Below are 24,450 nucleotides of genomic sequence, written 5' to 3' on the forward strand. Positions count from 1 at the left end.
GCACCAAGCGGTTCCCACCCAAAGTGGTAGAAATGAAAATCGCACCATACGGTTCCCTCTCCCCTCGCGGGAGAGGGCTAGGGTGAGGGGTTGTTTTAAGAACAAAATTAAAAAGGTCGTAACCCCCGTCCCACCGGCACCGCACTCATCCACATCACCACCGCTGCGACGATTAAAATAGCTCCGCCTGCAAACGCTAATGTTGTCCAGCCTACCTGTCTCCACAGCACGGGTGCCTTATTTTTACTCAGCCTGACCGCCAACTGGCGAAAGCTGTGCACCAATAACGCCAGCGATGAAATCGTTATCGATGTGCCTGCCGCCATTGCCAGTGCCGAAACCACACCCCAACTGAACACGCCGATCACTTTGCTGAACAGCAGCACCATGATCGCTCCCGAACAGGGCCGCATGCCCATTGAGAGAATAATCATCAGCCTTGCGCGCCAGTCATTGCCGCTTTCAAGCTGCTGAGGATCGGGCAAATGTTGATGCCCGCAGCCACAATTCGCGTCATGAACATGGTGCGGTACAAAGGATTTGTAGGTCGGTTTACGCAGCAACTGACGCAGTTTTTTCAGCGCACGCCAACACAGCAAGACGCCAAGAACGCCCACCAGCGCATAGCTGCCCTTCTCCAGCCAGAAGCTGCTCAAATGGAGCTGGCGTGCGGGAAGCGCTAACAGCGTGAGCACCACCACAACCAATCCTATCGCCACTACCCCTTGCAACAATGAAGCCGCAAGCGTCAGGCCGATGCTCGATTTCAGTTTTGAAGGGTGCGTGGCAAGCCAGGTGGTGATGACGATTTTGCCGTGGCCCGGCCCGAGTGCGTGAAGCACGCCATAGATAAAACTAAACGCCAGAAGAGACCCGCCTGCTTTAGCCGGGTTCTCTGCCACGGCCTGTAATAAGCCGCTCATCTGCTGATTAACATCCCGCTGCCAGAGGATGCTTTTCATCATCACCTGCAGCCATGCACTCCACAGCCAGATGCCACCGACAACCGCCAGCAGCAAAAAAACAGCCAGTGGCCAGAGTTGCAGCCAACTGCGGGAACGCGTCGAGGGGGGAAAAATTACGGACATGTGAGCGTCACCTGTTGAGCAAACTGTTTACCTAAATCCATGCTTTCGGGCGGCGCGTCAGCCTTATCGAGCGACAGCGCATAAGCGGTCAAATCTTCACTGGGTTTGGGCGTATGCACGCTAAGTTTACAGCCCTTTGGCAGACTCGCAGGCGGCGTGACATCTGCATCTTTATCGTAATGCATATCAACAAAATAAGTCGGATCAAAGGTAGCAAACTGGTAGCTCTGCCCGGCAAGCGGCTGCGGTTGCGCCAGTGGCAAGGTGAACGTCAGCACCGCCTTATGCCCTTCGCGGGCGAGGCCATAGGCCGTGGGAAGATTATCGAATTTCACCTTCTGCTTACCGTGCCAGAATTCGGTGAAGTAGTGCTGCCCGAGCACGTTGGCCATCACTTCCGCCGCCAGCTTTTTCCAGACCTCATCGCCCGGTTTGGCCTTTCCCGCATCATAAAGCAGATCCGCAGAAGTGATTTCGTCCATCGTCCAGCGCATTTCGATGGCGGTTAGCTTGCCCTCTTTCGCCACCAGTTGGCTTTGCAGGGTGATAAAACTGTGTGGGTGCGCCAGCGCCTGCCACGATAAAAGCGCGCTAAACGCCAAAACTGTGCCCTGTTTCACTCTTGTCATCGCAAACTCCGTGAAAAATTCTGTGACCGACTCCTGCATTCCTTGCGCAAAGGCCTTTCTGCGGCTCTCATGTGTTAAACATTTAACTATTCTTATCAAAAACCCTTACTGGAACCTGACAGATGATGACCGTGCAAGAACTGCCATCTGTGCTTTCCAGTCCACAGCGCCGCTGCCAGATAATGTTGATGCTCTATCTGCCAGGGCAGTCCGTGACGCCGGAAGCGATAAGCCGGGTTAACCGTGTTGATGACACGGTGGCTCGCGACGATATCGCCGAAATTCGTCATGTTATCCAGCGCTATCATCGACTGAACATCGTGACGCTTGCAGACGGCAGCTACCGGATTGAAGGCACCACACTTGACCAACGCTTATGCCTGATTCACTGGCTGCGTCGCGCGCTGCGGTTATGCCCCAGTTTTATCAGCGGGCAGTTTACCCCATGGCTAAAAACCCAGCTTAAACAATCCGGCATTTCGCGCATTCTGTATGACGATACCAACCTGCGGGCGCTGGTCAATCGCTGCGGGCAGAACTTACAGCGGCAATTCGACAGCCGTGACGCAGCGTTTTTGGGGCTGTATCTGCAATATTGCCTGCTCAAGCAACAGCCGCAACAGGCTCCTGAATTTAACGACGGCCAGCGAAAATGGGCGCAGGCCAGCGCGGAGTATCAGGTTGCGGCGGAAATTGCTCGCCACTGGCAGCGGCGCACGTTGAAAGAAGCCCATCCGGATGAGCATCTGTTTCTGGCCTTGCTGTTTATGATGCTGAAAGTGCCTGATCCGAAACGCGATCATCACACTCAGGAAGTGCGGCTGTATCGCAGCATCAACCAGCTTATCGACCACTTCCAGCAGCTCTCCGATCACCGTTTTACTGACCGTCGCGGCCTGCGCGATCAGCTGTATGTTCATCTGGCTCAGGCCATTAATCGCAGCCTGTATGGCGTGGGGATTGACAGCAGCCTGCCGGAAGAAGTCCAGCGGCTTTATCCACGCCTGATGCGCACTACTCAGCAGGCGTTGATCCCCTTTGAAGACCATTACGGCGTGCGTTTTTCTGATGAAGAGATGGGGCTGATTGCGGTTATTTTTGGCGCGTGGTTGATGCAGGAGAGCGATCTGCAGGAAAAACAGGTGCTGTTGCTGACGGGCGATAACCCGCAACTGGAACAAGATATTGAGCAACAGCTGCGTGAGCTGACGTTGCTGCCGCTCAATATCAAATATCAGACGCTGCATGCCTTCCAGCAGGAAGGGGCACCGAAAGGCATCGCGCTGGTCGTCACGCCTTATACCATCGCGCTACCGCTGTTTTCTCCGCCGCTGATCCATGCCGGAGAGCCACTCAATGAGCGGCAGCGGCGGCATATCAGTCAGATGCTGGAAGGATCAGGTTGAGGTGTGATTTTCGGGCGCACAAACATGGCTGGGATCGCCAGCAAAGCCATTACCCAGAACACGCCCTGATGTAAGTGCTGATAGAGGAAACCCGCAAAGACCGTCATGATGGCGATACTGCCGCCCATCGCTACCGCGGAATAAACGGCCTGCAGGCGAATCACTTCGCTGCCCTGACGCGCCGCGATGTAACGCATGGCCGCCAGATGACAAACGGTGAACGTCCCGCAGTGAAGGATTTGCGCCACAATCAGCCACGGCAACTCCGTGGTCCAGCCCATGATGCCCCAACGCGCCAGCCCGCAGAACGCCGAAAGCAGCAGCAAATCACGCGCGCCGAAGCGACGGAATACTTTCTTGCTCACCGCGAAGATGATCACTTCGGCGACCACACCCAGCGACCAGAGATAGCCGACAGCCGATGCTGAGTAACCGGCTTCTTGCCAGTAAATCGCACTGAAGCCGTAATACGCGGCATGCGCGCCTTGCAGCAGGCACACACAGGCCAGGAAGCGCCAGCTCTGTGTGACGAGTGATTTCCACGCAGGCCAACCAGCCGATTCCTGTTGGCGCGATGCGCCTTGCGGCATGATTGACGGCGTAATCATCATGCCGATGAGCATCGAAGCTATGCCAATGCTGAGCAGTGCCAGAATGGCGTGATAGTCAAACAGGCTGACCAGTTTGCCCGTCAGCGCCGAGCCAATCACAAACGCGACAGAGCCCCACAGACGCACTCGCCCGTAATCCATGGTTATCTGTTTTTGCCAGGTGTTGGCCAGCGCATCGGTTAACGGCACCAGCGGAGAGAAAAACAGGTTGAAGCCCACCATCATCGCCATTATCCAGGCGACATTCGTCCCAGCCCAAAAAGCGAGAATAAACAGCAGCGTTAAGAGTGCGAGGATGCGAACGGCGCTGATCAGGCGTGACGGATCGGTGACGCGCGGCGCAATCAGCAGGCTGCCCAGAAAACGAGCCACCAGCCCAGCTCCCAGCAATACGCCGATGGTTTCCGGTGTCAGGCCAGTGCCTGCCAGCCAGACGCTCCAGAAAGGTAAAAAGATGCCGTAGCTAAAAAAGTAGGTGAAGTAACTGAGCGCCAGCCAGCGCGTGGAATGCAAGACCATGATTCCCTCCTAAATGGTGGCGTTAGTCTGGCGACAAACGCCCCGGCTGGCAAGTCACTCCAACAATCTAATAACATCATTCGACAAATGCGCTTTCAGGCACGATGTTCCGTCGCCGCCGAAGAGGGAGCCTGATGGCGTGCCGCCAGTTGTTCTTCCAGCGCTTCCAGCGTAATCCCTTTGGTTTCCGGCACATTACGCTGAATGTAAATCCAGCCCAGCGCACAGATAATACCGTACAGCGAGAAGCTGCCTGCCGCGCCCAATCCGGCATTCAGTAAGGGGAAGGTGTAAGTCAGCACGAAGCAGGCAATCCATAACGCCAGCGTGCCTAACGACATTGCCAGGCCACGAACGCGGTTCGGGAAAATCTCTGCCAGCAGCACCCAGGTCACCGGGGCCAGCGTCAGCGCATAAATGGCAATCGCCGCCAGCACCAACAGCAACACCGGCCAGCCCATAATACCCAGCGCATACGCCCCGGCAATTAGCGCATAAATCACGGTCAGCCCGCTGGCACCGAGCAACATCAGCTTGCGGCGACCGATTTTGTCCACCAGCGGCAAGGCGGCGAGCGTGAAGATGAGATTGATAATGCCGGTGGCAACAATCGATTTCAGCGTGCCGTTGATATCAAACCCGGCGGAGGCAAAAATCTCCTGCGCATAGTTGAAGATGACGTTGATACCGCACCACTGCTGAAAGACCGCGAGCACCATGCCGATGATCACCACCGGGCGTACCTGCGGTTGCAGGAGCGTAGCAAACGAGACGCGATGCGTGTCTTTCGCCAGCGTGTGGGCGATATCGTTCAGGGTTTGTGTGGCATAGGAAGAAGAACCGATCTTTTCCAGCGTCTTGCGTGCCAGGGCTTCTTTCCCGGCTTTCATTAACCAGCGTGGGGATTCCGGCACCACAAACAGCAGCAGTAAAAACGCCAGCGCAGGCACCAGTTCCGCACCAAACATCCAGCGCCAGCCCGTTTGCCCGTTCCAGGTTTCAACAATCGCTTGCTGTGTCGCCCCTGCGGCGACTGGTTCTGCAATCAGCAGATTAATTAACTGCGCGGCCAGCACGCCAATCACAATAGTGAGCTGGTTGACCGCCACAAAACGGCCCCGCTTCTCAGCTGGGCTGACTTCAGCGATGTACATTGGGCTGAGCGCGGAAGCGAGCCCTATTCCCACGCCGCCGACGATGCGATACACCACAAACATATCGAAATTGCTGGCCATCGCGGTGCCCCACGCCGAGGCCGTGAACAAAATCGCCGAAGCGATAAGCGGCAGGCGACGGCCAAACTTATCCGCACACCAGCCGGACACCAGCGCACCTGCGACACAACCGGCCAGCGCAGAACTCATCGCCCAGCCGGACTGTACCGGATCGGTAATAGAGAAATAAGCTTCGTAGAAAGGCTTCGCACCACCAATCACCACCCAGTCATAGCCAAACAACAAACCGCCGCAGGCGGCGACCAGGCAGATGGTCCAGACGTACCCCATTTTTAATTCTGTTTGCGTATGACTCATGGACTCTGTTCCTTTGTCAGTCGGGCTTCGTGGGCCCGTTACCGGCTAAAAAAATGAGTCTAATGAGAAGATTAGGCGCAAAAAGATGCGCCCGGCACGCAATAAACTTAAGGCGGTTCACTGAACGTGACACCCTGCTGGCACAAGATGTCGACAGCGTCAGGACAGCGATGCCACATGCAGTATCATCAACATCGTCATCGAGCCACCTGGCGCCAGTAGCGTCAACTCGCCAGCACCCGGCCGATGGTGATCGTCGGGAGCGTGGCTCATCGGTTCAAGACAGAAGAACTCGAACTGATAACCCGCGTCAAAAGCAGGATCGGAGACAAACAGGAAGTAGCACGGCGCAGGAGGCGTGGTCTCCATCGTCAGCTGATAGCCTGCCTGTGGCTGGAAAATATGCGCCACACCATCCCAGTGAGCAAAGCCATTATTCAACCAACGACGCGGCAGCGCTGAAGGCTGGCTGAAATCCAGTTCCGGAGGCAAGCGTTCGCTGAACTCGCCTGCCAGCCACTGCTCACGCTCCAGCCAGTATCCCTGCGCTTTAGCCTGAATCAGCGTCTCGGGCGTTAGCGGAAAGAAAGGATGCCAGCCCAGACCAAAAGGCTGCGTCTCTTCGCCTTCATTGGTGACAGAAAGCGTCACCGTCAGCGTGTCTGCCTGTAAGTGGAAAGCCTGCCGCGCCAGATAACGGTACACGCCGTGGCGATGCTGATACACCAGCGTCAGAGCGTCGGCGCTCTGCGATTCAGACTGCCATTCGCCGAGCCAGCCGTCGCCGTGAAGATAGTGTGAGTCCCAGTCAACATTGGCTTCAAACTGGTGCGTTTTTCCCTGCCATTCAAAGCGATTGCCGCTGACTCGATTGCCAAAGGGCACAAGGGGAAAACAGGATGAATCCGTTGCAACACCATTGTTCTTCCCTTCCCGCAGCAGCGGCACATCCTGCCACCACAAGCCCTCAATCACACCGCCCGTTGAGGAAACCGCCAGGCGGAGGTCGCCGTTTTGTAAGCTGTAGAGCGCCATGCTTTGCCTCCTTATTCCGGAAAGTTAATCACCACTTTTCCGCACTTACCGCTGGCCATCAGCGCATATGCCTCGCTCGCCTGCTCCAGTGAAAAGCGGTGGGTGATGGCGTTACGCGGCCAGAGTTTCCAGTCGGTAAGGTCATGAGCGCACTTTTCCATGTGGAACAGGCTGGTGACCCAGGAACCGATGATCCGGCGCTGGTGATGCATAAGATCGGCGCTGACTTCAAACTCAACTTTGCCTGTTTCACCGATATACACCACCCGCCCCCAGTCCGCCGTGGACTGCAACGCCAGCAGACGCCCCGCCGCATTCCCTGAGCAATCCAGCGCCACGTCTGCGCCGCCACGGGTGATGTCAGCGATAATTTCAGGCAGGTTTACCGTCGTCGCCAGATAACCGTTGTCCATTACGCCAAGCTGTTTCGCCATCGCCAGACGCTCCGGTAGCATATCGACGCCGATAACCCGCTTGGCTCCGCGTCCACGCGCCAGCATCATCGCCATCATGCCCACCGGGCCAAGGCCAACCACCAGCACGTTGTCACTCCCCGACACTTCACCACGCAAAATGCCTTCGTAAGCCGTGCCCACGCCGCAGCTGATAAACGCGCCATCCTCATAGCTCAATGCTTCCGGCAGCATAATCAGGTCTTTTTCTTCCGCCAGCAGATACTCCGCATGGCCGCCATCACGCTGCCAGCCGTACGCCGCTTTGCCTTTTCCGGTACAGGAGATAGGAAAGCCGCGACGGCAGTTGGCGCAGAAACCACAGCCGGAAATGTGATACACCAGCACCCGGTCGCCTTCTTTAAAATGACGGCATCCCTGTCCCGTGGCGACAATCTGCCCGCAGGGTTCATGCCCATTGATGAATCCCTGATACAGCGGTTTGTCCGGAGCCGCCGCCGTCGCACGGTGTTGATGATAGATGTAGTGCACGTCACTGCCACAAATCCCGGAGGATTTCATTTTGAGCAGCACCTGATTAATACCCGGCGTCGGCACGGGCACTTCCCGCAGGTCGACCGTTGAATTCCCGGGTAAGTAGGCAGCCAGCATCTTATTCATAGTTCCCTCATCGCTCTTAATTGAAAATTCAGGCCTGCCGCAGGTGCGCCAGGCTCATCGTTCTTCAGCGCTTTGCTTTTTGGCTGCGCTGGGTCAGCAGGATGTTGGCCAGCACGGCGGCCACAATGATCACGCCGCGTACCACCTGCTGGAAAAAGGAGTTGATGCCCAACAGCACCAGGCCATTGCCGATAAGCGTGATAACCAGCACGCCAAGCAGCGTGCCAAACAATGAGCCACGGCCACCGGAAAGTGCGGTGCCCCCGACCACCACAGCGGCAATCACGTCAAATTCCAGCCCGTTGGCTGCACCCGCATTTCCTGAGCCAAGGCGTGCGGCGAGCAGGATCCCGGTGATGGCCGCCAGCAAACCGGAAAGTGTAAAGATAAGAATGCGCACCCGGCGGACGTTGATACCGCAGAGCTGAGCCGCCGTCGCGTTACCGCCGACCGCAAACACCGAGCGCCCAAAAGCTGTTTTTCGGCTGATAAACACGAACGCCACAAACAGGATCATCATGACGATGGCGGAAACCGGCAGGCCGAGAAACTGGCCGCCGAGCCAGTCCAGCACGTCGTTTTCATCGATGGGTACCGGCAGCGCGTTGGTCATAAACAGGCCCATGCCGCGCAGGGCGCTCCACAAACCCAGCGTGGCAACAAAGCTCGGCACGTTAAAGACACCACGCAACACCCCGGCGAGCGTGCCCATCAGCGCGCCGAGCAGCAGCACCAGCAGGCAGGCAACGCTCAGCGGCACCTGGTATTGCAATAAAAACGCCAGACACACCGACACGAACGCCACCATCGGCCCGACGCTGACGTCGATTTCCCCGGCGATGATAATCAGCGTCATCGCCCACGCCGCAATGCCGATGGTGGCGGCATCGCGCAGGATGTTCATCTGATTATTCAATGAGATAAAACCGGGTGCATTCAGGGAGAACACCAGGTAAAGCAGGGCAATAACCACCAGCAGGCCGATTTCGTTGATATGGCGGCTGACGATAGTTTTGAGTGAGACACCTTTGCCTTGCGTCAGCAGGATTGGCGATGCAGACATGTTCAGTTTCCTCGTGATGAGCCCATCAGTGGACGGACAAAATGGCGGACATCAGCGCATCCACACTGACGGGTGAACGAAATTCCTCGGTAAACGTGCCGTGCTGAAGCAGCAAAATGCGATCGCACACCAGCGGCAGCTCTTCCACTTCACTGGAGATAAAGACCACGCTTTTTCCCTCGGCGGCCAGTTCGCGTACGATGCGGTAAATCTGCTGCTTGGCTTCAATGTCAACGCCGCGGGTGGGCTCGTCCAGCAGCAGGATTTGGCTGGCGGCATACACCCAACGGCCAATCACCACTTTTTGCTGATTGCCACCGGACAGCGTGCCAATCGGCGTCGTGCTGCTGGCGGCTTTCACGGTCATCCTTTGCATCACCTGCTCCGTGAGGCGACGTATCACCGGCCATTGCAGAACACCGCGAACACTGACTTTGCCTTGATGAGTGATAACGGTGTTTTCATCGACCCCGAGCCAGGGAATGATCCCCGCTTCCTTGCGATTTTCCGGGGTGTAACCGATGCCCCGGCGCAGCATGCCCTGATAGTCAGGCCGCGTGATGCTTTCGCCATTGACGACTAACTCGCCAATCTCTGCCTCTTCCAGCCCAAGCAACGCTTTCAGCAATTCGCTGCGCCCCGCGCCAAGCAGCCCGGCAATCCCCAATACTTCGCCACGGTGCAGGGTGAAACTGATGCTGTTCAGTTTTGGGGCCTGACGCAGCTCGCGCACTTCCAGCACGGCGTCTTGCTCACTGTTAAGCGAAACAATCGGATCGCTTTCGATGTGATCGCGCCCAAGCATCAGCGACACAATCTCGCGAGTAGAGGTGCTTTCAAGGTCGACATCCCCGGCCACTCGCCCGTCGCGCATGATGGTGGCGCAGGAAGCAATCCGGCGGATCTCCTCCATACGGTGGCTGACATACACCACCGCCACGCCCAGCGCGGACATCTTTTTAACCGCATGGATAACCAGCTCCACTTCCGCACTGGCAAGCGAACTGGTCGGTTCATCGAGGATCACCACTTTCGGCTGGCCCTTCATCACCCGCGCTATCTCCACCAGCTGTTTTTGCGCCGGGCTAAGTGAGGAAACCAGCTGAAGCGGATCGACCTCTACGCCCAGCGCCAACAGGCTTTGACTGGCCTCGTCTTTCATCTGCTGGTAGTCAATCATGCCGTTGCGTTGCGGCCAGTGCCCAAGACACAGGTTCTCTGCCACGGTCAGCCCTTCCACCAGGCTGAGCTCCTGATACACCGCGCGAACGCCCAGTTCAGCCGCCCGACGGGTGAGCGTAGCTTCATCTCCCTCAAGCCGTATTTCGCCTAGCCAAATCTCGCCGCTGTCGGGCTTTTCGCTGCCGGTCAGTAAACGAATCAACGTGGATTTCCCCGCGCCGTTCTTACCGAGTAGCGCGCGTACTTCCCCTTTTTTCAGCGTGAAGCTGACATCTTCCAGTGCCACCACGCCGGGATAGCGCTTGTTGCCGCCGATAACCTTCGCGACAGGCAGCGAGATGCATTGCGTTGCCGTCATCATGATCCCCTCAGCTCACTCACGGCAGACCATCAACGTGCGTCGCCAGCCACTGCTTGCCGTCTTCGGTGGTGCTGTACAGGTCAATCGGCACCTGAATCACTTTCTCTTTTGGCGGGTTTTTATTGATGACGTTCAGGGTCTGAGCAAATACCGCATCGCCCATTTTCTTGCCGGAGATATCCACCACCGCCTTCAGAACCTGATTGCTCGCCAGCTCCTGCGCGATTTCCGTGGTCATATCCGAGCCGAACACCGCAATTTTTCCGACCTGATTCTGGTTACGCACGGCTTTCACCGCGCCGAGCGTGGCTCCGCCAGATTCACCCATAATGGCGTTCAACCCTTGAGTCGAAATGATCAGCTTCTCACCGACCGAAATGGCTTTGTCGAGCACCGTGCCTTCCTGATTCGCCACGATGTGTGCGCCCGGCACCCGCGCTTTCAAAGCTTCCTCAAACCCTTTGCGGCGCTGAACGCAAACTTCAAAAGCTTCACAGTTGATAACGGCAATCTTTGGCTCGCTGATATGGCTGGCCAGGAAGTAGTCCGCCGCCGCGTTCCCGAGCTTTTTGCCAAATTCCAGCGGGTCGCCCACCAGATAAGCCGCAACATATTTATCCACGCCTTTAGCGTTAATGCAGGTGTTGTAGCAAATCACCGGAATACCGGCTTCGCTGGCGCGGCGCACGGTACGGCTGCTGCCGTTTTCAGACACCGCGGAAAGGATAATCGCGTCGACGTTGCGCGCGACCAGGGTATCGACGAAGGTGCTTTCTTTGGAGATATCCCCCTGAGCATTAGTTTCGATTAATTCAGCCTGCACCGCAGACGCTTTCGCCGCGTCCTGCACGCCCTGACGGACGCCCGCGTAGTAGCCCTGGGTATCCAGATAAATCGCGCCGACGGTTATCTGCTTCTGCGCTGAGATGGCAGAAAATGCGCTGATAAACAGCGAAACGGCGAAGAGTGAGAGTAAAGATGTTCTGATATTTCCGCACATTAAGTGCCTCCTTGTAGGGTTAAGGCATTGTTGTTATTGACGGCAAAGCGCCCTCAGATATGCCCCTGCACACCTGCTGACAAACGAATACAGACATCGAAAACTGAGCGGCGGAGAACGCCGCTCACTGACAACAAAACTCAGGACTTCACCCACTGCTGAACAGCAGGCATCACCTCACGGAACAGCGCCGCTTTCGGCCAGGCCGGATTGAGTGTTGAAAGCGCACGACTGGCATTTTCCCAGGCCTCAATATCGCCAAGCCCGGCGGCCGCCAGCGCCTCCACCATCAGGCATTTTTCCCGGTGTTGTTGCTGTAAATCGGCATACAGCGACAGCAGATCTGGCTGGGAAACGGCAAAGAAATCCGCCTCAATGCTGCTTTTCGCCATATGCTGCGCCCACTGTTTCATCTCGCTGAAAAGCTGTTCCGACGCCTGCTTTTCACCCAGCATTTTCAACGCCAGCCCTTGCCAGAACAGATAATCGACCGGCTGATCGTTGTAGTAACTGTGGATATTGATAGTGCGATCGCCGGTTGCCGCCATCCGCAAACAACGCTTTGCCTCGGCTTCATCGCCAGACGCTTGCGCACAGACGGCAAGGAAAAACCAGATATCGTTATCGGTCTGCCCGGGCAGGCGGCCTTCGCTCAGATTCTCAGGGTAATGCAATGCTGCACGGAGCAAAGTCTGCGCAGACTGCGGCTGTTTCTGCTGAATGCACTTACATGCGCGCAGCAGCTGATTGAGAATGAACTGGCCGGTAATCTTCCCTTCCCCACCTTCCCAGGGGTGGAATTTACGCGTGGCCAGAATATCCGCGGCTTTTGCCGTTTCCCCTGTCAGATGCCACAAATTCAGCAATTCTGCGGTCATGTCGTCACGCTGAAGCGCGCAAGGCAGATGTTGTTCCAGACGAGTCAACCGTTGTTCAGGTGCGATACCCATCAGCTTGTCCAGCAAATCACGTTCGAACAACAGGCGAGGATCGTGTGGAGCCAATGCACAGGCGGTATCGAGGTAACGCACGGCCTTCTGAGGATCGTGAAGTTTGTTCCACGCGTGGATGGCCAGCCCGCGCCAGGCGTCTGCACACTCAGGTTCCATTTCCACACAGCGCTGCCAAAGCTCGGTGGCTTTGTCGTAGCTGCCTTTGTTGTAGTGGAAGCAGGCCAGCAGATGACGGGCAAACCAGCACCCTTCGAGGTTTTCCAGCGCAGCCACTTCGGTGAGAGTATTGGGGAAACGGACAAACTGTGGGAAGGCCGCACGTGCCTGCTCGATGAGCGTGGCTCTCTCTTGTGGCTGCTTCAGGCTGGCCTGCAAATAGAGCGCCAGCGTCTGCTGGCATTGCAGGGCATCCAGCATTTCCGCAGCAAGCGCTGGCATTCCCCAGTTCAGCAGTTGCCCGGCGGTGAGCAGTGCGTTGATATCACGCCCACGGCACATTCCGCGCCACTGTGAAAGACAGGTTTCGCTGCGTTCATCAAACCAGCTAAGCCACCAGAGCGTGGGGTTCAGCGGGTAGTCCCGTAAAAGTTTTTGGCGCTGTTCACGAGACTCACGCTGTTTGCCACTTTGCAGCAACAGCAGGTTTTGCAGGCATAAAACGTCCTGATTGGTCGGGCACGCGAGCAGGCTCTGCTGGCAAAATTCCAGGCCAGTGTCATTTTCGCCACGACGTGCCGCGAGCCGCGCCAGGCCATAATATCCGCCTGCTTTACTGTTCCCGCTCCACACCGCACGCCAGAAATCTTCTTCTGCTTCGTGCCATTTCTCCTGCCGCTCATAGGCGCTGGCGCGAATCAGACTCGCCTGACCACACTGAGGGTTTTTATTGAGCCGATGAGCGCGTTTCAGCGCTTGTGTTGCATAGTCTACCGTTCGAGAGAAATCAGCCCGGTTGTACTCCAGCATCGCCAGCGCCAGGTTGCAGCGATAATCAAGCGGGTCGAGCGCCACGCCGCGCAGGTAGTAATCGAACGGCGAACGGCTGGCATGGTGATATTGCTCCAGATGCTGGCCGATAAACCAGGCTTCGTCCGCACTGGCAATCTCTTCAGCAGCCAAAGGCGCGGTAGCCACTTCCGGCAACGGCACGGCTGTCGGCTGGTGTTCCTGATAGCGCAACACGCATTTGCCCTGCGCATTAATAAGCTCGATCGTCAGCCTTGCTGGCGCAGTCTGTTGCAACACACCCTGAATCGCTGAGGCCGGTGTCAGAGAAATCGCTTCATCGAGCAGTGCTTCCGGTCGCCCTTCCTCGCGTACAAGCAGGCGGTGATCCGCTAAAGACGCAATCGCATACAGCCCCCACTCAATGCCTTCGTTGCTGCGCTGAAGTTTAAGCACCGCATCGCGCGAAGCGTTCTGCACCATGCCCAGCGAGTGGTAAGGCAGGAAATACTGCTCGAAGCGCTTCTCTTCATACGCATCAAGCCAGGTAAAATCGGGCTGGTTATCGGCAAAAATACCGGTCATCAGCTCGATGTAAGGGCCGTTTTCGTCGGTGAGACTTTTGTCCCACGCCTGACCAAACTCGCTGTAGCCCCAGCTCCACTGTTTTTTGCCGGGCGCGATATGGTGATTGGCGACGTGCAGCAGCCCGCCGTCTTCATCATGACACCACGCGCCGACAAAATCGTATTCTGATTTTTCCGCCATATAAGACGTCGGTACTGGCACGTTTTTGTAGCGCGAGATGTCCACGCCAGCCGAATAGTCGACTTTGTAGTAAGTGCCGGTGGCAATCGGGAAGGAGGACACGGCGCGCTTGCCGTGGTCAAACACCGCAGTCACGTCCGGTGGGAAAACGCTCTGATGCCCTTCGCCGCCTTTCACCGCCGGGTTCGCCCACCACAAAAAATGACGTGGTGTGGCGTTGCCGTTGTAAACACGACTACCGATTTCCAGCGCCGCGCGATCGGGCCTCAGCGTAAATCCGGTCATCACTTGCAAGCCGTGCATCGGCTCCGTTTCGCCAACCCAGACCGTTTGCGAGCCATCCTCATGCGACTCAATGCTGAAATCGACCGGCATAAACGTGGTTGGGCGGTGATGCTGCGGCCAGTTAAATTCGATGCCTCCGGAGATCCACGGCCCGAGCAAGCCCACCAGCGCAGGTTTGATCACCTCGTTGTGATAGACAAAATCACGCTGTTTGACCTTGTCCCACGCCCGATGCACGCGCCCGCCCAACTCCGGCAGGATCAGCACCTTAATGTAGTCATTTTCCAGCCACACGCCCTGCCACTGCTTAAGCGTTTTCTGCTCGCTAAGTGTGTCGGTTACGCCGTAGGGATAGACCGCGCCGGACGAGCCCTGGTAAACGCGATTTTCGAGGAACATAGGATGAACATCCTGCGGCCCGGTTTCATAAGTCGGAATGCTGAGGTTTTCTTGCCACGCTTTGACTGATTCCATATCGCCCTCAATATTAACAAGACACACTAAACAAAAAGATTGATGGCAGTTTAATGAACAATCTGGCACTGTTTTCGCGCGATAATCACGCAATACAGTAAACGAGATTTAGTGATATGAAGACTTGCATCAACAATCAGCAAATCCGGCATCACAACAAATGTGTGCTTCTGGAGATCCTGTATCGTGTGAAACGCGCGAACAAATCGACGCTGGCTCGTCTGGCGCAAGTTTCCATTCCGGCGGTGAGCAACATCCTGGAGGAGCTTGCCAAAGAGAAGCGGGTACTGAACGTTGAGGAAGATAAGCCGTCACGCGGTCACAGTGGTGGCGTGTGGCTTATCGCCCCGGAAGGTGACTGGACGCTGTGCCTGAATATCACCCCGACCAGTATCGAATGCCAGTTGGCGAATGCCTGCCTGAGCCCGAAAGGCGATTTCGAACGCGTGGCGATAGACGCCCCTTCCCCACAGGCTCTGCTGGGTGAAATAGAAAAATGCTGGCACCGTTACCGTAAGCTCTGGCCAGGTCGAACTATCAATCTGGCTTTGGCTATCCACGGCCAGGTTGACCCGGTGACCGGCGTGTCGCAAACCATGCCGCAGGCCCCGTGGAAAGCGCCTATCGAGGTGAAATATCTGCTGGAAGAAAAGCTAGGCGTACGGGTGCTGGTAGACAACGACTGCGTGATGCTGGCGCTGGCAGAGAAGTGGCAAAACACCGCCCGTGGGCGAGATTTCTGCGTGATCAACGTGGATTACGGGATTGGCTCGTCGTTTGTCATTAACGATCAGGTGTATCGCGGCAGTCTGTATGGCAGCGGGCAAATTGGCCATACCATCGTCGACCCCGACGGAATGGCTTGTGACTGCGGGCGCTATGGCTGTCTGGAAACGGTGGCCTCGCTGTCAGCGCTGAAAAAGCAGGCTCGCATCTGGCTAAAAGCCTCACCTCAGCCTTCACAGCAAGATCCTCAAACGCTCCAATCTAGCCAGTTGGTCGGCGCCTGGCGCGAAGGCGATGAACGCGTCGTGCGCTGGGTAGAAGAATCGGCCAACGCCATCGGTCTGAGCCTGTACAACTTTCTGAATATCTTAAACATTAACCAGATTTGGTTCTATGGCCGCAGTTGTGAATTTGGTGAGCAGTGGCTGGCCGCTATCAAACAGCGCATCGGCTTCAATCCGTTTGATCATGGCGACGGCTTACAGCGCAATGCAACCCAGATAAACTTTGGTCAATTAACCCGAGCTCAGCAGGTGACAGGCATTGGTTATTTATATGTAGAAGCGGTGCTGGAAAACCAGGGCTGACGCCACCTCTTTGCGAATAGAAAGTAAAAAGGCCGCAAGCGCGGCCTTTTGAGAGTAATGACAAACCTCTGGCAAGTGAAAGTTCGTCATAGGTCACCAAGCAAATAATAAGGAAAATCAATTCATTGATTTTCGGCTGCTCACCACAAAGAAGGAAAAACCACGCTTTTTCCTTCTTTGTCAGCAATCTGAAAAGGCCGCAAGCGCGGCCTTTTCTTGATGCGCTCAGGATTATGCGTAAACCGGGAAGCGAGCGCAGATATCCAGCACGTTGCCTTTGATGCGCTCAATCACTGCGTCATCATTGATGTTGTCCAGAACATCACACATCCAGCCAGCCAGCGCTTTCACTTCAGCTTCTTTGAAGCCGCGGCGAGTCACAGCCGGGGAACCGATACGGATACCGGAAGTCACAAACGGGCTCTTCGGATCGTTGGGTACGCTGTTTTTGTTAACGGTGATGTTGGCACGGCCCAGAGCGGCGTCAGCTTCTTTACCGGTCAGGTTTTTGTCGACCAGATCCAGCAGGAACAGGTGGTTCTCAGTCCCGCCAGACACCACTTTGTAACCACGGTTCAGGAACACTTCCACCATCGCTTTGGCGTTTTTCGCGACTTGCTGCTGGTAGGTTTTGAACTCTGGCTCCATCGCTTCTTTCAGCGCCACCGCTTTTGCCGCGATAACGTGCATCAGTGGGCCACCCTGCGCGCTTGGGAAGACCGCGGAGTTCAGCTTTTTGTACAGCTCTTCGCTGCCGTCTTTCGCCAGGATCAGGCCACCGCGAGGGCCTGCCAGCGTTTTGTGAGTGGTAGTCGTGACAACGTGAGCGTGTGGAACCGGGTTCGGATAAACGCCTGCGGCAATCAGACCCGCAACGTGCGCCATATCAACGAACAGGTAAGCGCCGATGCTGTCAGCGATTTCACGCATTTTGGCCCAGTCAACCACACCGGAGTAAGCAGAGAAGCCGCCAATAATCATCTTCGGTTTGTGCTCTTGTGCCTGCTTAGCCATATCTTCGTAGTCAATTTTGCCGGACTCATCGATACCGTAAGGGATGATGTTGTACAGCTTGCCGGAGAAGTTAACCGGAGAACCGTGAGTCAGGTGGCCGCCCTGCGCCAGGTTCATGCCGAGCACGGTATCGCCCGGCTGCAGCAGCGCGGTGTAGACCGCGAAGTTCGCCTGAGAACCTGAGTGTGGCTGCACGTTGGCGTAGTCTGCGCCAAACAGCTCTTTCGCACGGTCAATAGCCAGTTGCTCAACGATATCAACGTATTCGCAGCCGCCGTAATAGCGCTTGCCCGGATACCCTTCAGCGTATTTGTTGGTCAGCTGAGAACCCTGAGCCTGCATCACGCGCGGGCTGGTGTAGTTTTCGGAGGCGATCAGTTCGATGTGCTCTTCCTGACGTACTTTTTCCTGCTCCATAGCCTGCCACAGTTCGGCATCATAATCGGCAATGTTCATTTCACGCTTTAACATCCGCATCTCCTGACTCAGCTAACAGTAGTTTTTACCGCTTAAAAGGGGGGCCCTTTTGGGCAACGGCGAACAGTATAACTGATAAGTTCTGTGATAACAGGTCTTGACAAAGGATTTTACGCAAACGATTACTTCACCGTCACACAAGGGTTTGAGCAATAAAGACAACGCCCGGGCAAACGGATTTCTTTTCAGGTTTGTGATGCAAGATTTTCACCTTGCGAAGAACCCTTTACATCTCAGGGTCATTTTTATAACATGCATTCAAAATGCACCATTAAAAACCTTCAAAAGGATATTGCTATGCTCGACGCCCAAACCATCGCCACGGTGAAAGCCACGATTCCCCTGCTGGTCGAGACCGGCCCGAAGTTAACCGCCCATTTCTACGATCGCATGTTTGCGCATAATCCGGAGCTCAAAGAGATTTTCAATATGAGCAACCAGCGTAACGGCGACCAGCGCGAAGCGCTCTTCAACGCCATTGCCGCTTATGCCAGCAACATTGAGAATCTGGCGGCGCTGCTGCCTGCAGTGGAGAAAATTGCTCAGAAACATACCAGTTTTCAGATAAAACCGGAGCAATACGCGATTGTCGGCGGTCACCTGTTAGCGACGCTGGATGAGATGTTTAGCCCTGGCCAGGAAGTACTGGACGCCTGGGGCAAAGCTTACGGCGTGCTGGCCGACGTGTTTATCAAACGCGAAGACGAAATCTACCAACAAAGCGCGGCGAAAAATGGCGGCTGGGAAGGCACACGCCCGTTCCGCATCGTCAATAAACAGCCACAAAGTGCGCTTATCACCAGTTTGGAATTTGAAGCCGAAGACGGCGGCGCGGTGGCTGACTATCAGCCAGGACAATATCTCGGCGTGTGGCTGAAGCCTGAAGGCTTCGAGCATCAGGAAATTCGCCAGTATTCCCTGACTCGTCAGCACGACGGTCAGCGCTATCGCATTGCCGTGAAACGTGAAAATGGCGGGCAGGTCTCCGAGTGGTTGCACGATGTTGCTCAGGTGGGCGATGTTGTCCATCTGGCTGCACCGGCAGGCGACTTCTTTATGCAGATTGATCCTGCGACACCCGTAACGCTGATTTCAGCCGGTGTCGGCCAGACCCCAATGTTGTCCATGCTGCATACACTGGCGGCGCAGAAACATACGGCTCAGGTTAACTGGTTCCATGCTGCTGAAAATGGCAAAGTCCACGCTTTTGCTGAGGAAGTGAAAACCCTGGGCGCGAGCCTGCCGCGTTTTGTCTCTCATGTCTGGTTTAATGCCCCAGAAAGCGGTGATGTGTTTGACAGCAAAGGACTGATAGATTTGCGAGCTCACGAAGGCGCATTCAGCAGCCCGGCGATGCAGTTCTATCTCTGCGGCCCGGTCGGGTTTATGCAATTTGCCGCGAAACAGTTAGTGGAGTTGGGTGTGAGCACAGACAACCTCCATTACGAATGTTTTGGCCCGCATAAAGTGCTGTAATGTGAGAGTCATGCCCGGCGGCAGGGTGGTGCTTGCCGGGCCTGGAACGCCGCAGTGACTTAGATTGCCGCGTCGTCTTCTTCACCGGTACGAATACGAATCACGCGTGCCACGTCGAAGACGAAGATTTTGCCATCGCCAATCTTGCCGGTTTGCGCGGTGCGGATAATGGTGTCCACACAGGTGTCGACGATATCGTCCGTCACCACGATTTCAATTTTCACCTTCGGCAGAAAATCGACCATGTATTCCGCGCCGCGATACAGCTCGGTATGACCTTTCTGACGACCAAAGCCTTTCACTTCCGTAACCGTCATCCCGGTGATACCGACTTCTGCCAGCGCTTCGCGCACATCATCGAGTTTGAAGGGTTTAATAATCGCATCAATCTTTTTCATGGTTTCCTGTCTTATCCGCGTAACCGGTTGCTTACCCTATCATAACGTTGGTGTGTTTGCCGGGCTACTCTTTAAAATCGTTGGCGTCCAGTTCATGACGGGACAGCAATTTGTAAAACTCGGTACGGTTACGCCCCGCCATTCGTGCAGCGTGCGTTACATTGCCTTTGGTGATTTGCAGCAGTTTGCGCAGGTAGTTCAGTTCGAACTGATTACGAGCTTCAACGAACGTGGGCAGCGCGGTGTTCTCGCCTTCCAGCGCCTGCTCCACCAGCGCATCACCAATCACCGGGGAAGACGTCAGCGCCACGCACTGCTCAATGACGTTCACCAGTTGGCGCACGTTGCCAGGCCAGTTAGCGGTCATCAGGCGCTTCATCGCGTCTGTAGAAAAGGCGCGCACAAACGGCTTATGCCGGTCTGCTGACTGACGCAGTAAATGATTCGCCAGCAGCGGAATATCTTCCGTACGCTCGGCCAGAGAGGGGATCTTCAGGCTGACGACATTAAGACGGTAAAACAAATCTTCGCGAAACTCACCGCGCGCCATGGCTTTCGGCAAGTCGCGATGCGTCGCGGACAGGATACGCACATTGATATCGATATCGCGGTTACTGCCCAGCGGACGAATTTTACGCTCCTGAAGCACACGCAGCAGCTTCACCTGCAACGGCTGCGGCATGTCGCCAATTTCATCCAGAAACAGCGTGCCGCCTTCGGCCGCCTGAAACAACCCTTCACGGTTGCTGACCGCGCCGGTAAATGCCCCACGTGCGTGACCAAACAGCTCGGATTCCAGCAGTTGCTCTGGCAGCGCGCCGCAGTTAATGGCGATAAACGGGTATTTGCTACGTGGGCTGGCGTTATGAATAGCCTGGGCGAAAATTTCTTTCCCGGTGCCGCTCTGCCCGTTGATCAGCACGCTGACGTCCGACTGGGCCACCATGCGTGCCTGTTCAAGCAGACGCAGCATCACCGGGCTGCGAGTGACGATAGATTCGCGCCACTGATCGTCTGTCGCCGCGGCGGTGTGCACCAGCGCATCATCTATCGCTTTGTAGAGCGCGTCTTTATCGACAGGCTTGGTCAGGAAGCTGAACACGCCCTGCTGCGTAGCGGCCACGGCATCCGGAATGGAGCCATGTGCCGTCAGGATGATCACCGGCATGCCCGGCTGCACTTTCTGGATTTCAGCGAAGAGCTGAAGCCCGTCCATTTCATCCATCCGCAGATCGCTTATCACCAGATCGATTTTTTCCCGCGCCAAAACACGCAACCCTTCCTGCCCGCTTTCAGCCGTCTGCACGGAAAAACCTTCACTGGTCAGGCGCATCCCCAGCAGTTTCAGCAGGCCGGGATCGTCATCCACCAGTAAAAGGCGAGCGGGCTTACGTCCTGTCATGGCTTATCCTCTCCGGTGGCTGGCGCGTCTTTGGTGGCCGGAACGGTATCGCCATCCGGCACTAAGCTGCTGCCTGAAGGCTTACGGCTGGAAAGTTGACGCTCGATATCGGTCAGGTTTTCCAGTTTACGGGTGGTTAATTCAAGCTGGCTGCGCAGATGCTGTTGCTGCTGACGCAGCGTGTCCATTTCACCATCGGCGCTCTGCTGTAGCTTGCTGTAGCGAGAGCGCTCGTCGGAAAGCTGCAACTGCAACGCCTGACCGTCACGCCAGACCTGATACAGCGGGCGCACCTGAGAAGGAATTTGCGGGCTGAAGCTGTCGAGGCGGCTGACCGTCTCGCGACGCTCCAGCGGCGTAATTTTCGCACTGCCTAACAAAATGCCGCGACGAAACGCATCCTGCCAGCTGTCGTTGGCATGCAATTTTGCCTCGGTACGCGCCATTTCAGGCGACAGCCGCTCGGCGCAATCCATACCGCGCAGCCAATAAAGTGGGTTATTTTCCGTCGTTTCGCCGTGCAGGAACCAGACATCGGCACAATCGGTTGAAAGGAAATTGGCAACCTGCTGTTGTGGCAGTTTTTCTTCGTCACCGGTCGCGTTGACGTGGTGTGCAAACGGCAAGCTGCACCCGGCCAGTAAAAGACACGACGCTCCGGCCACGAGCGTGAAAATAATGGGGGACATATTCACCAGACATTGCTTCATTTTATGGATTTATCCGTGTCTGAAAGAGAGAGTTCGATGCAGAAGCACACATTTCCCGGTTGATTGTCGGCCAGGCGCAGGTCGCCCCGCATTCGCCGGACGCAATCCCGGGCAATACTCAGTCCCAGACCGCTTCCCTTCACAGCCCCTTTACGTTGATGGCTGCCCTGATAAAAAGGCTCAAAAATGAGAGGTTTTTCCGCATTCGGGATCGGCGTCCCGCTGTTCGCCACTTCAATGAAAACGCTGTTTCCCTGCTGGCGGCTGCGCAGATAAATATTACCGGATTCAGCCCCGTAGTGCACCGCATTGGAATAGAGATTATCCAGTGCGCTCATCAGCAGCATGGGCTCCGCCCAACAATAGCGGGCCTCCAGCTCAACGCTGGTATGCATCATTTTAGCTCTTGCCGGCAAACTGTGGGCAGAGACCACCATTTCCACCAGGGGTGCCAGCTCAGTTCTCTCCATTTCCAGCGGGGTGTCGGCCAGTTTTCTGTTGTAATCAAGCAGTTGCTCAATCAGTTTTTGCAGGTTACGGCTGCTGTCATCGAGAATAGACACCACTTCTTTTTGCTCTGACGTTAGCGGCCCAACGACCTGGTCAGCCAGCAACTCGGTGCCTTCACGCATACTAGCAAGCGGCGTTTTCAGTTCATGTGAGAGATGCCGTAAAAACTGGTGACGCTGCGACTCAAGCCAGGAAAGACGTTCACTCAACCAGACGATACGCTGGCCGACAGAACGCAGCTCGCGCGGGCCTTTAAACAGCGCAGAACTGCCGAGCGTTTTCCCTTCCCCGAGGCGGTTAATCATTCTTTCAATGCCTTTCACCGGGCCGATAATCATGCGGGTGAAGAGCAGCATCATGGTGAGGCTCACCAGGAACAGGACCAGCGCCTGCCAGCCGAAAAATTGCCCGCGCTCAGCGATTTCCTGCTGAAGTTGTTGCCCACGGGAGAACACCACGGCACGCGTGGCCTGTACCATTTCGGTATTGGCTGTGGCGAAAGCTTCAAGCTGTGCCGCGGCATCGGTATCAGGCCCGCTGTTTTTACAGCGCAGTTTGGTGAGACTGTTCAGACCCTGCCGCAAGGCTTGATAGAGCTTATCGTCTGGTAACACGCCAGCATGTGCATCCAGCATGCTGCTGTAACGCTTGCGCTGCCCTTCATACACTTTGGCGAGCGTGGCGTCATCCAGAACGCAGTACTGCCGATAGCTGCGTTCCATTTCCAGCGCAGCGTTGGTCATCGCTTCGCTACGGCGCGCATCAATCAGCGTCGTGCGGTTGGTGAAAGCCGCCTGATCGCTCAGGGCGTTCAGACTTTGCCAGGCCTGCCACGCCAGCACTAACAGTGGCAGCAGGATCAGCAGGAAAGAGAGCATGACCAACTGGCGTAGAGAACGAGGGAAAAGAGACCAGCGTTTCAATGAGTTCGTCCCGGGAAAGAATCTTAGAGGCAGGGTAACTGAGGTCAGGGTTCAGATACAACAATGCCGGGTCAGAACCCGGCATTGTTGAGAGTGATGACAAACCTCTAACGAATGAGATTTGTCATAGGGTACCGAATAAAAAAACAAGGAAAATCAATTTATTGATTTTCGGCTGCTCACCACAAAGAAGGAAAAACCACGCTTTTTCCTTCTTTGTCAGCAGTCTGAACAATGCCGGGTCAGAACCCGGCATTGTTATTGAATAAGGCGGTGCCTAACTCGACGTTTCGCCCGAGGGTTGATATAGCCAGGCTGATATCAGATGTTGGACGGCAGGCACCTGTTTGTGCGTCATTCGAGGTTTATGTAGCGCTTCCCGAAGGGGCTGACATAAGAAGGTGAATGAGCCACTGCTTAGTATTATGCAGCATCTGTGCCACATCTCAAAACAGTTCGTTAACACACTAATATTGAAGCGTATTTACCCTTTTATTAGCCTGTTTAATGTTGGGTGTTTTTTGCTCACACTGTCTCCACGAAGAGACACAACCAAGCGGTAAAAATTATTGTCTTTATATTCAAATGATTATGCGTCGCCAATTGGCGACATTCGAAATTAGCCCTGTCGCCTTTTTCAGACACCGATGTTGCTGGGTATCACTCCTCATCTTCCCGCTCCCGACAGCGGGGCCGCACGCTAACCGATGATGACGGTTCCAACGCTCACAATATTGCCACCACAATCGACGGCATCCCCCGCCCGCGCCGCAGGCAATCCTTCAATAAAAACGGTTGCAGAGCCGGAGGCTATCTTGCGCGGGTGTGGCGGATGCTCAGGCTTACTATGTGGCGTAAGGGGATCGCCTAAGCGAGCAGCTGGCAGCCCATCGACCAGCACAGTCGGTGCACCGGCCGTTATCGCGGTTTCATAGTACCCGTCGTGCTGTGTTCCTTTGTCACCTACTTTGGCGGCTATTGGCATGGTGGTTTTCCTTTTTGTGGAAACAATGTGTTATTGACTCTTATACGGATATTTATCGTAAAGAGATTTGATTTTACTACCATCAATTTCAATCGTTACAGGTTCAGAACGGATAGATATTTCATTGTCGTGATTTTCACCAGTAATTCCGGCATAATTCAACATAGACTGGATGCCAGCGTAATCATCAAAATAGGTTCCACAGAGACGTTCAGTTTTGTAGATATAAAATACATCCCGAGTTAATGGACATACTTTAGCCGCATCCATATTTAATATAGAAAAAATCAAATCGTTAATTGAACGTTGGATAAACCA

Annotated in this window: 19 protein-coding genes and 1 pseudogene; 3 read left to right on the forward strand and 17 right to left on the reverse strand. The window is 55.4% G+C overall.

Going from position 1 to position 24,450, the window contains the following annotated elements:
- Nucleotides 1–107: 107 nt before the first annotated feature.
- Nucleotides 108–1,088 carry a nickel/cobalt transporter gene (locus tag ACLW56_RS06905; protein WP_330983054.1) on the reverse strand — a complete coding sequence of 327 codons (981 nt, stop codon included), beginning with the start codon at nucleotides 1,086–1,088 and terminating at the stop codon, nucleotides 108–110.
- On the reverse strand, nucleotides 1,079–1,717 hold the full coding sequence (locus tag ACLW56_RS06910; protein ID WP_330983055.1) for a DUF1007 family protein: 639 nt from the start codon (nucleotides 1,715–1,717) through the stop codon (nucleotides 1,079–1,081). Before ACLW56_RS06910 ends, ACLW56_RS06905 begins: the two co-directional genes overlap by 10 nt.
- A 122-nt stretch (nucleotides 1,718–1,839) precedes the next feature.
- On the opposite strand from ACLW56_RS06910, the gene csiE reads away from it, so the two are divergent.
- The gene (gene csiE, locus ACLW56_RS06915; RefSeq protein WP_330983056.1) at nucleotides 1,840–3,123 is read left to right on the forward strand and encodes a stationary phase inducible protein CsiE; all 1,284 of its coding nucleotides are present in this window, start codon (nucleotides 1,840–1,842) and stop codon (nucleotides 3,121–3,123) included.
- Here csiE and ACLW56_RS06920 read toward each other — a convergent pair.
- The 8 genes from ACLW56_RS06920 to ACLW56_RS06955 form a co-directional block, all read right to left on the reverse strand.
- On the reverse strand, nucleotides 3,099–4,253 hold the full coding sequence (locus ACLW56_RS06920; protein ID WP_330983057.1) for a 3-phenylpropionate MFS transporter: 1,155 nt from the start codon (nucleotides 4,251–4,253) through the stop codon (nucleotides 3,099–3,101). The two genes, csiE and ACLW56_RS06920, sit on opposite strands and share 25 nt — an antisense overlap.
- A 95-nt stretch (nucleotides 4,254–4,348) precedes the next feature.
- On the reverse strand, nucleotides 4,349–5,785 hold the full coding sequence (locus ACLW56_RS06925; RefSeq protein ID WP_330983058.1) for a sugar porter family MFS transporter: 1,437 nt from the start codon (nucleotides 5,783–5,785) through the stop codon (nucleotides 4,349–4,351).
- A gap of 159 nt (nucleotides 5,786–5,944) precedes the next feature.
- Complete coding sequence (locus ACLW56_RS06930; RefSeq protein ID WP_330983059.1) at nucleotides 5,945–6,820, reverse strand: aldose 1-epimerase; 876 nt, start codon at nucleotides 6,818–6,820, stop codon at nucleotides 5,945–5,947.
- Nucleotides 6,821–6,831: 11 nt separating this feature from the next.
- The gene (locus tag ACLW56_RS06935; RefSeq protein ID WP_330983060.1) at nucleotides 6,832–7,893 is read right to left on the reverse strand and encodes a zinc-binding dehydrogenase; all 1,062 of its coding nucleotides are present in this window, start codon (nucleotides 7,891–7,893) and stop codon (nucleotides 6,832–6,834) included.
- A 64-nt stretch (nucleotides 7,894–7,957) separates the two neighbouring features.
- On the reverse strand, nucleotides 7,958–8,956 hold the full coding sequence (locus ACLW56_RS06940; protein WP_330983061.1) for an ABC transporter permease: 999 nt from the start codon (nucleotides 8,954–8,956) through the stop codon (nucleotides 7,958–7,960).
- A gap of 25 nt (nucleotides 8,957–8,981) precedes the next feature.
- On the reverse strand, nucleotides 8,982–10,499 hold the full coding sequence (locus tag ACLW56_RS06945; RefSeq protein WP_330983062.1) for a sugar ABC transporter ATP-binding protein: 1,518 nt from the start codon (nucleotides 10,497–10,499) through the stop codon (nucleotides 8,982–8,984).
- 16 nt (nucleotides 10,500–10,515) lie between these two features.
- Nucleotides 10,516–11,499: a substrate-binding domain-containing protein gene (locus ACLW56_RS06950; RefSeq protein ID WP_330983063.1), complete on the reverse strand. Its 984-nt coding sequence runs from the start codon at nucleotides 11,497–11,499 to the stop codon at nucleotides 10,516–10,518.
- Between the two features lie 140 nt (nucleotides 11,500–11,639).
- Entirely contained in the window at nucleotides 11,640–14,924 is a 3,285-nt protein-coding gene (locus tag ACLW56_RS06955; RefSeq protein WP_330983064.1) for a DUF5107 domain-containing protein, read from the reverse strand.
- 116 nt (nucleotides 14,925–15,040) lie between these two features.
- Here ACLW56_RS06955 and ACLW56_RS06960 point away from each other — a divergent pair, with 116 nt between their 5' ends.
- Nucleotides 15,041–16,237 carry an ROK family protein gene (locus ACLW56_RS06960; protein ID WP_330983065.1) on the forward strand — a complete coding sequence of 399 codons (1,197 nt, stop codon included), beginning with the start codon at nucleotides 15,041–15,043 and terminating at the stop codon, nucleotides 16,235–16,237.
- Between the two features lie 231 nt (nucleotides 16,238–16,468).
- Here ACLW56_RS06960 and glyA read toward each other — a convergent pair whose 3' ends face one another.
- Nucleotides 16,469–17,722, reverse strand: a complete 1,254-nt coding sequence (gene glyA, locus ACLW56_RS06965) for a serine hydroxymethyltransferase (RefSeq protein ID WP_330983066.1) — start codon at nucleotides 17,720–17,722, stop codon at nucleotides 16,469–16,471.
- A gap of 303 nt (nucleotides 17,723–18,025) precedes the next feature.
- Between glyA and hmpA the strand changes: the two genes are divergently transcribed.
- Nucleotides 18,026–19,204: an NO-inducible flavohemoprotein gene (gene hmpA / locus ACLW56_RS06970; RefSeq protein ID WP_330983067.1), complete on the forward strand. Its 1,179-nt coding sequence runs from the start codon at nucleotides 18,026–18,028 to the stop codon at nucleotides 19,202–19,204.
- Between the two features lie 59 nt (nucleotides 19,205–19,263).
- Here the strand turns inward: hmpA and glnB are convergent, their stop codons facing one another.
- From glnB to ACLW56_RS07000, 6 genes and pseudogenes are all read right to left on the reverse strand, one after another.
- A complete protein-coding gene (glnB, locus tag ACLW56_RS06975) occupies nucleotides 19,264–19,602 on the reverse strand; it encodes a nitrogen regulatory protein P-II (RefSeq protein WP_002914032.1) in 339 nt (112 codons plus the stop codon).
- A gap of 64 nt (nucleotides 19,603–19,666) precedes the next feature.
- Complete coding sequence (glrR, locus tag ACLW56_RS06980) at nucleotides 19,667–21,004, reverse strand: two-component system response regulator GlrR (protein WP_330983068.1); 1,338 nt, start codon at nucleotides 21,002–21,004, stop codon at nucleotides 19,667–19,669.
- Nucleotides 21,001–21,714: a two-component system QseEF-associated lipoprotein QseG gene (qseG, locus tag ACLW56_RS06985; RefSeq protein WP_330983069.1), complete on the reverse strand. Its 714-nt coding sequence runs from the start codon at nucleotides 21,712–21,714 to the stop codon at nucleotides 21,001–21,003. The genes glrR and qseG overlap by 4 nt, the downstream gene beginning before the upstream one ends.
- Nucleotides 21,711–23,147, reverse strand: a complete 1,437-nt coding sequence (gene qseE / locus ACLW56_RS06990) for a two component system sensor histidine kinase QseE/GlrK (protein ID WP_330983070.1) — start codon at nucleotides 23,145–23,147, stop codon at nucleotides 21,711–21,713. The genes qseG and qseE overlap by 4 nt, the downstream gene beginning before the upstream one ends.
- Nucleotides 23,148–23,847: 700 nt before the next feature.
- A complete protein-coding gene (locus ACLW56_RS06995) occupies nucleotides 23,848–24,132 on the reverse strand; it encodes a type VI secretion system PAAR protein (protein WP_330983071.1) in 285 nt (94 codons plus the stop codon).
- A gap of 30 nt (nucleotides 24,133–24,162) precedes the next feature.
- Nucleotides 24,163–24,450 (reverse strand): annotated as a pseudogene (locus ACLW56_RS07000) (hypothetical protein); the annotation flags it as partial.

Origin of the sequence: Pantoea sp. sgz302252, from assembly GCF_047713085.1 — a bacterium.
GTDB lineage: Bacteria > Pseudomonadota > Gammaproteobacteria > Enterobacterales > Enterobacteriaceae > Scandinavium.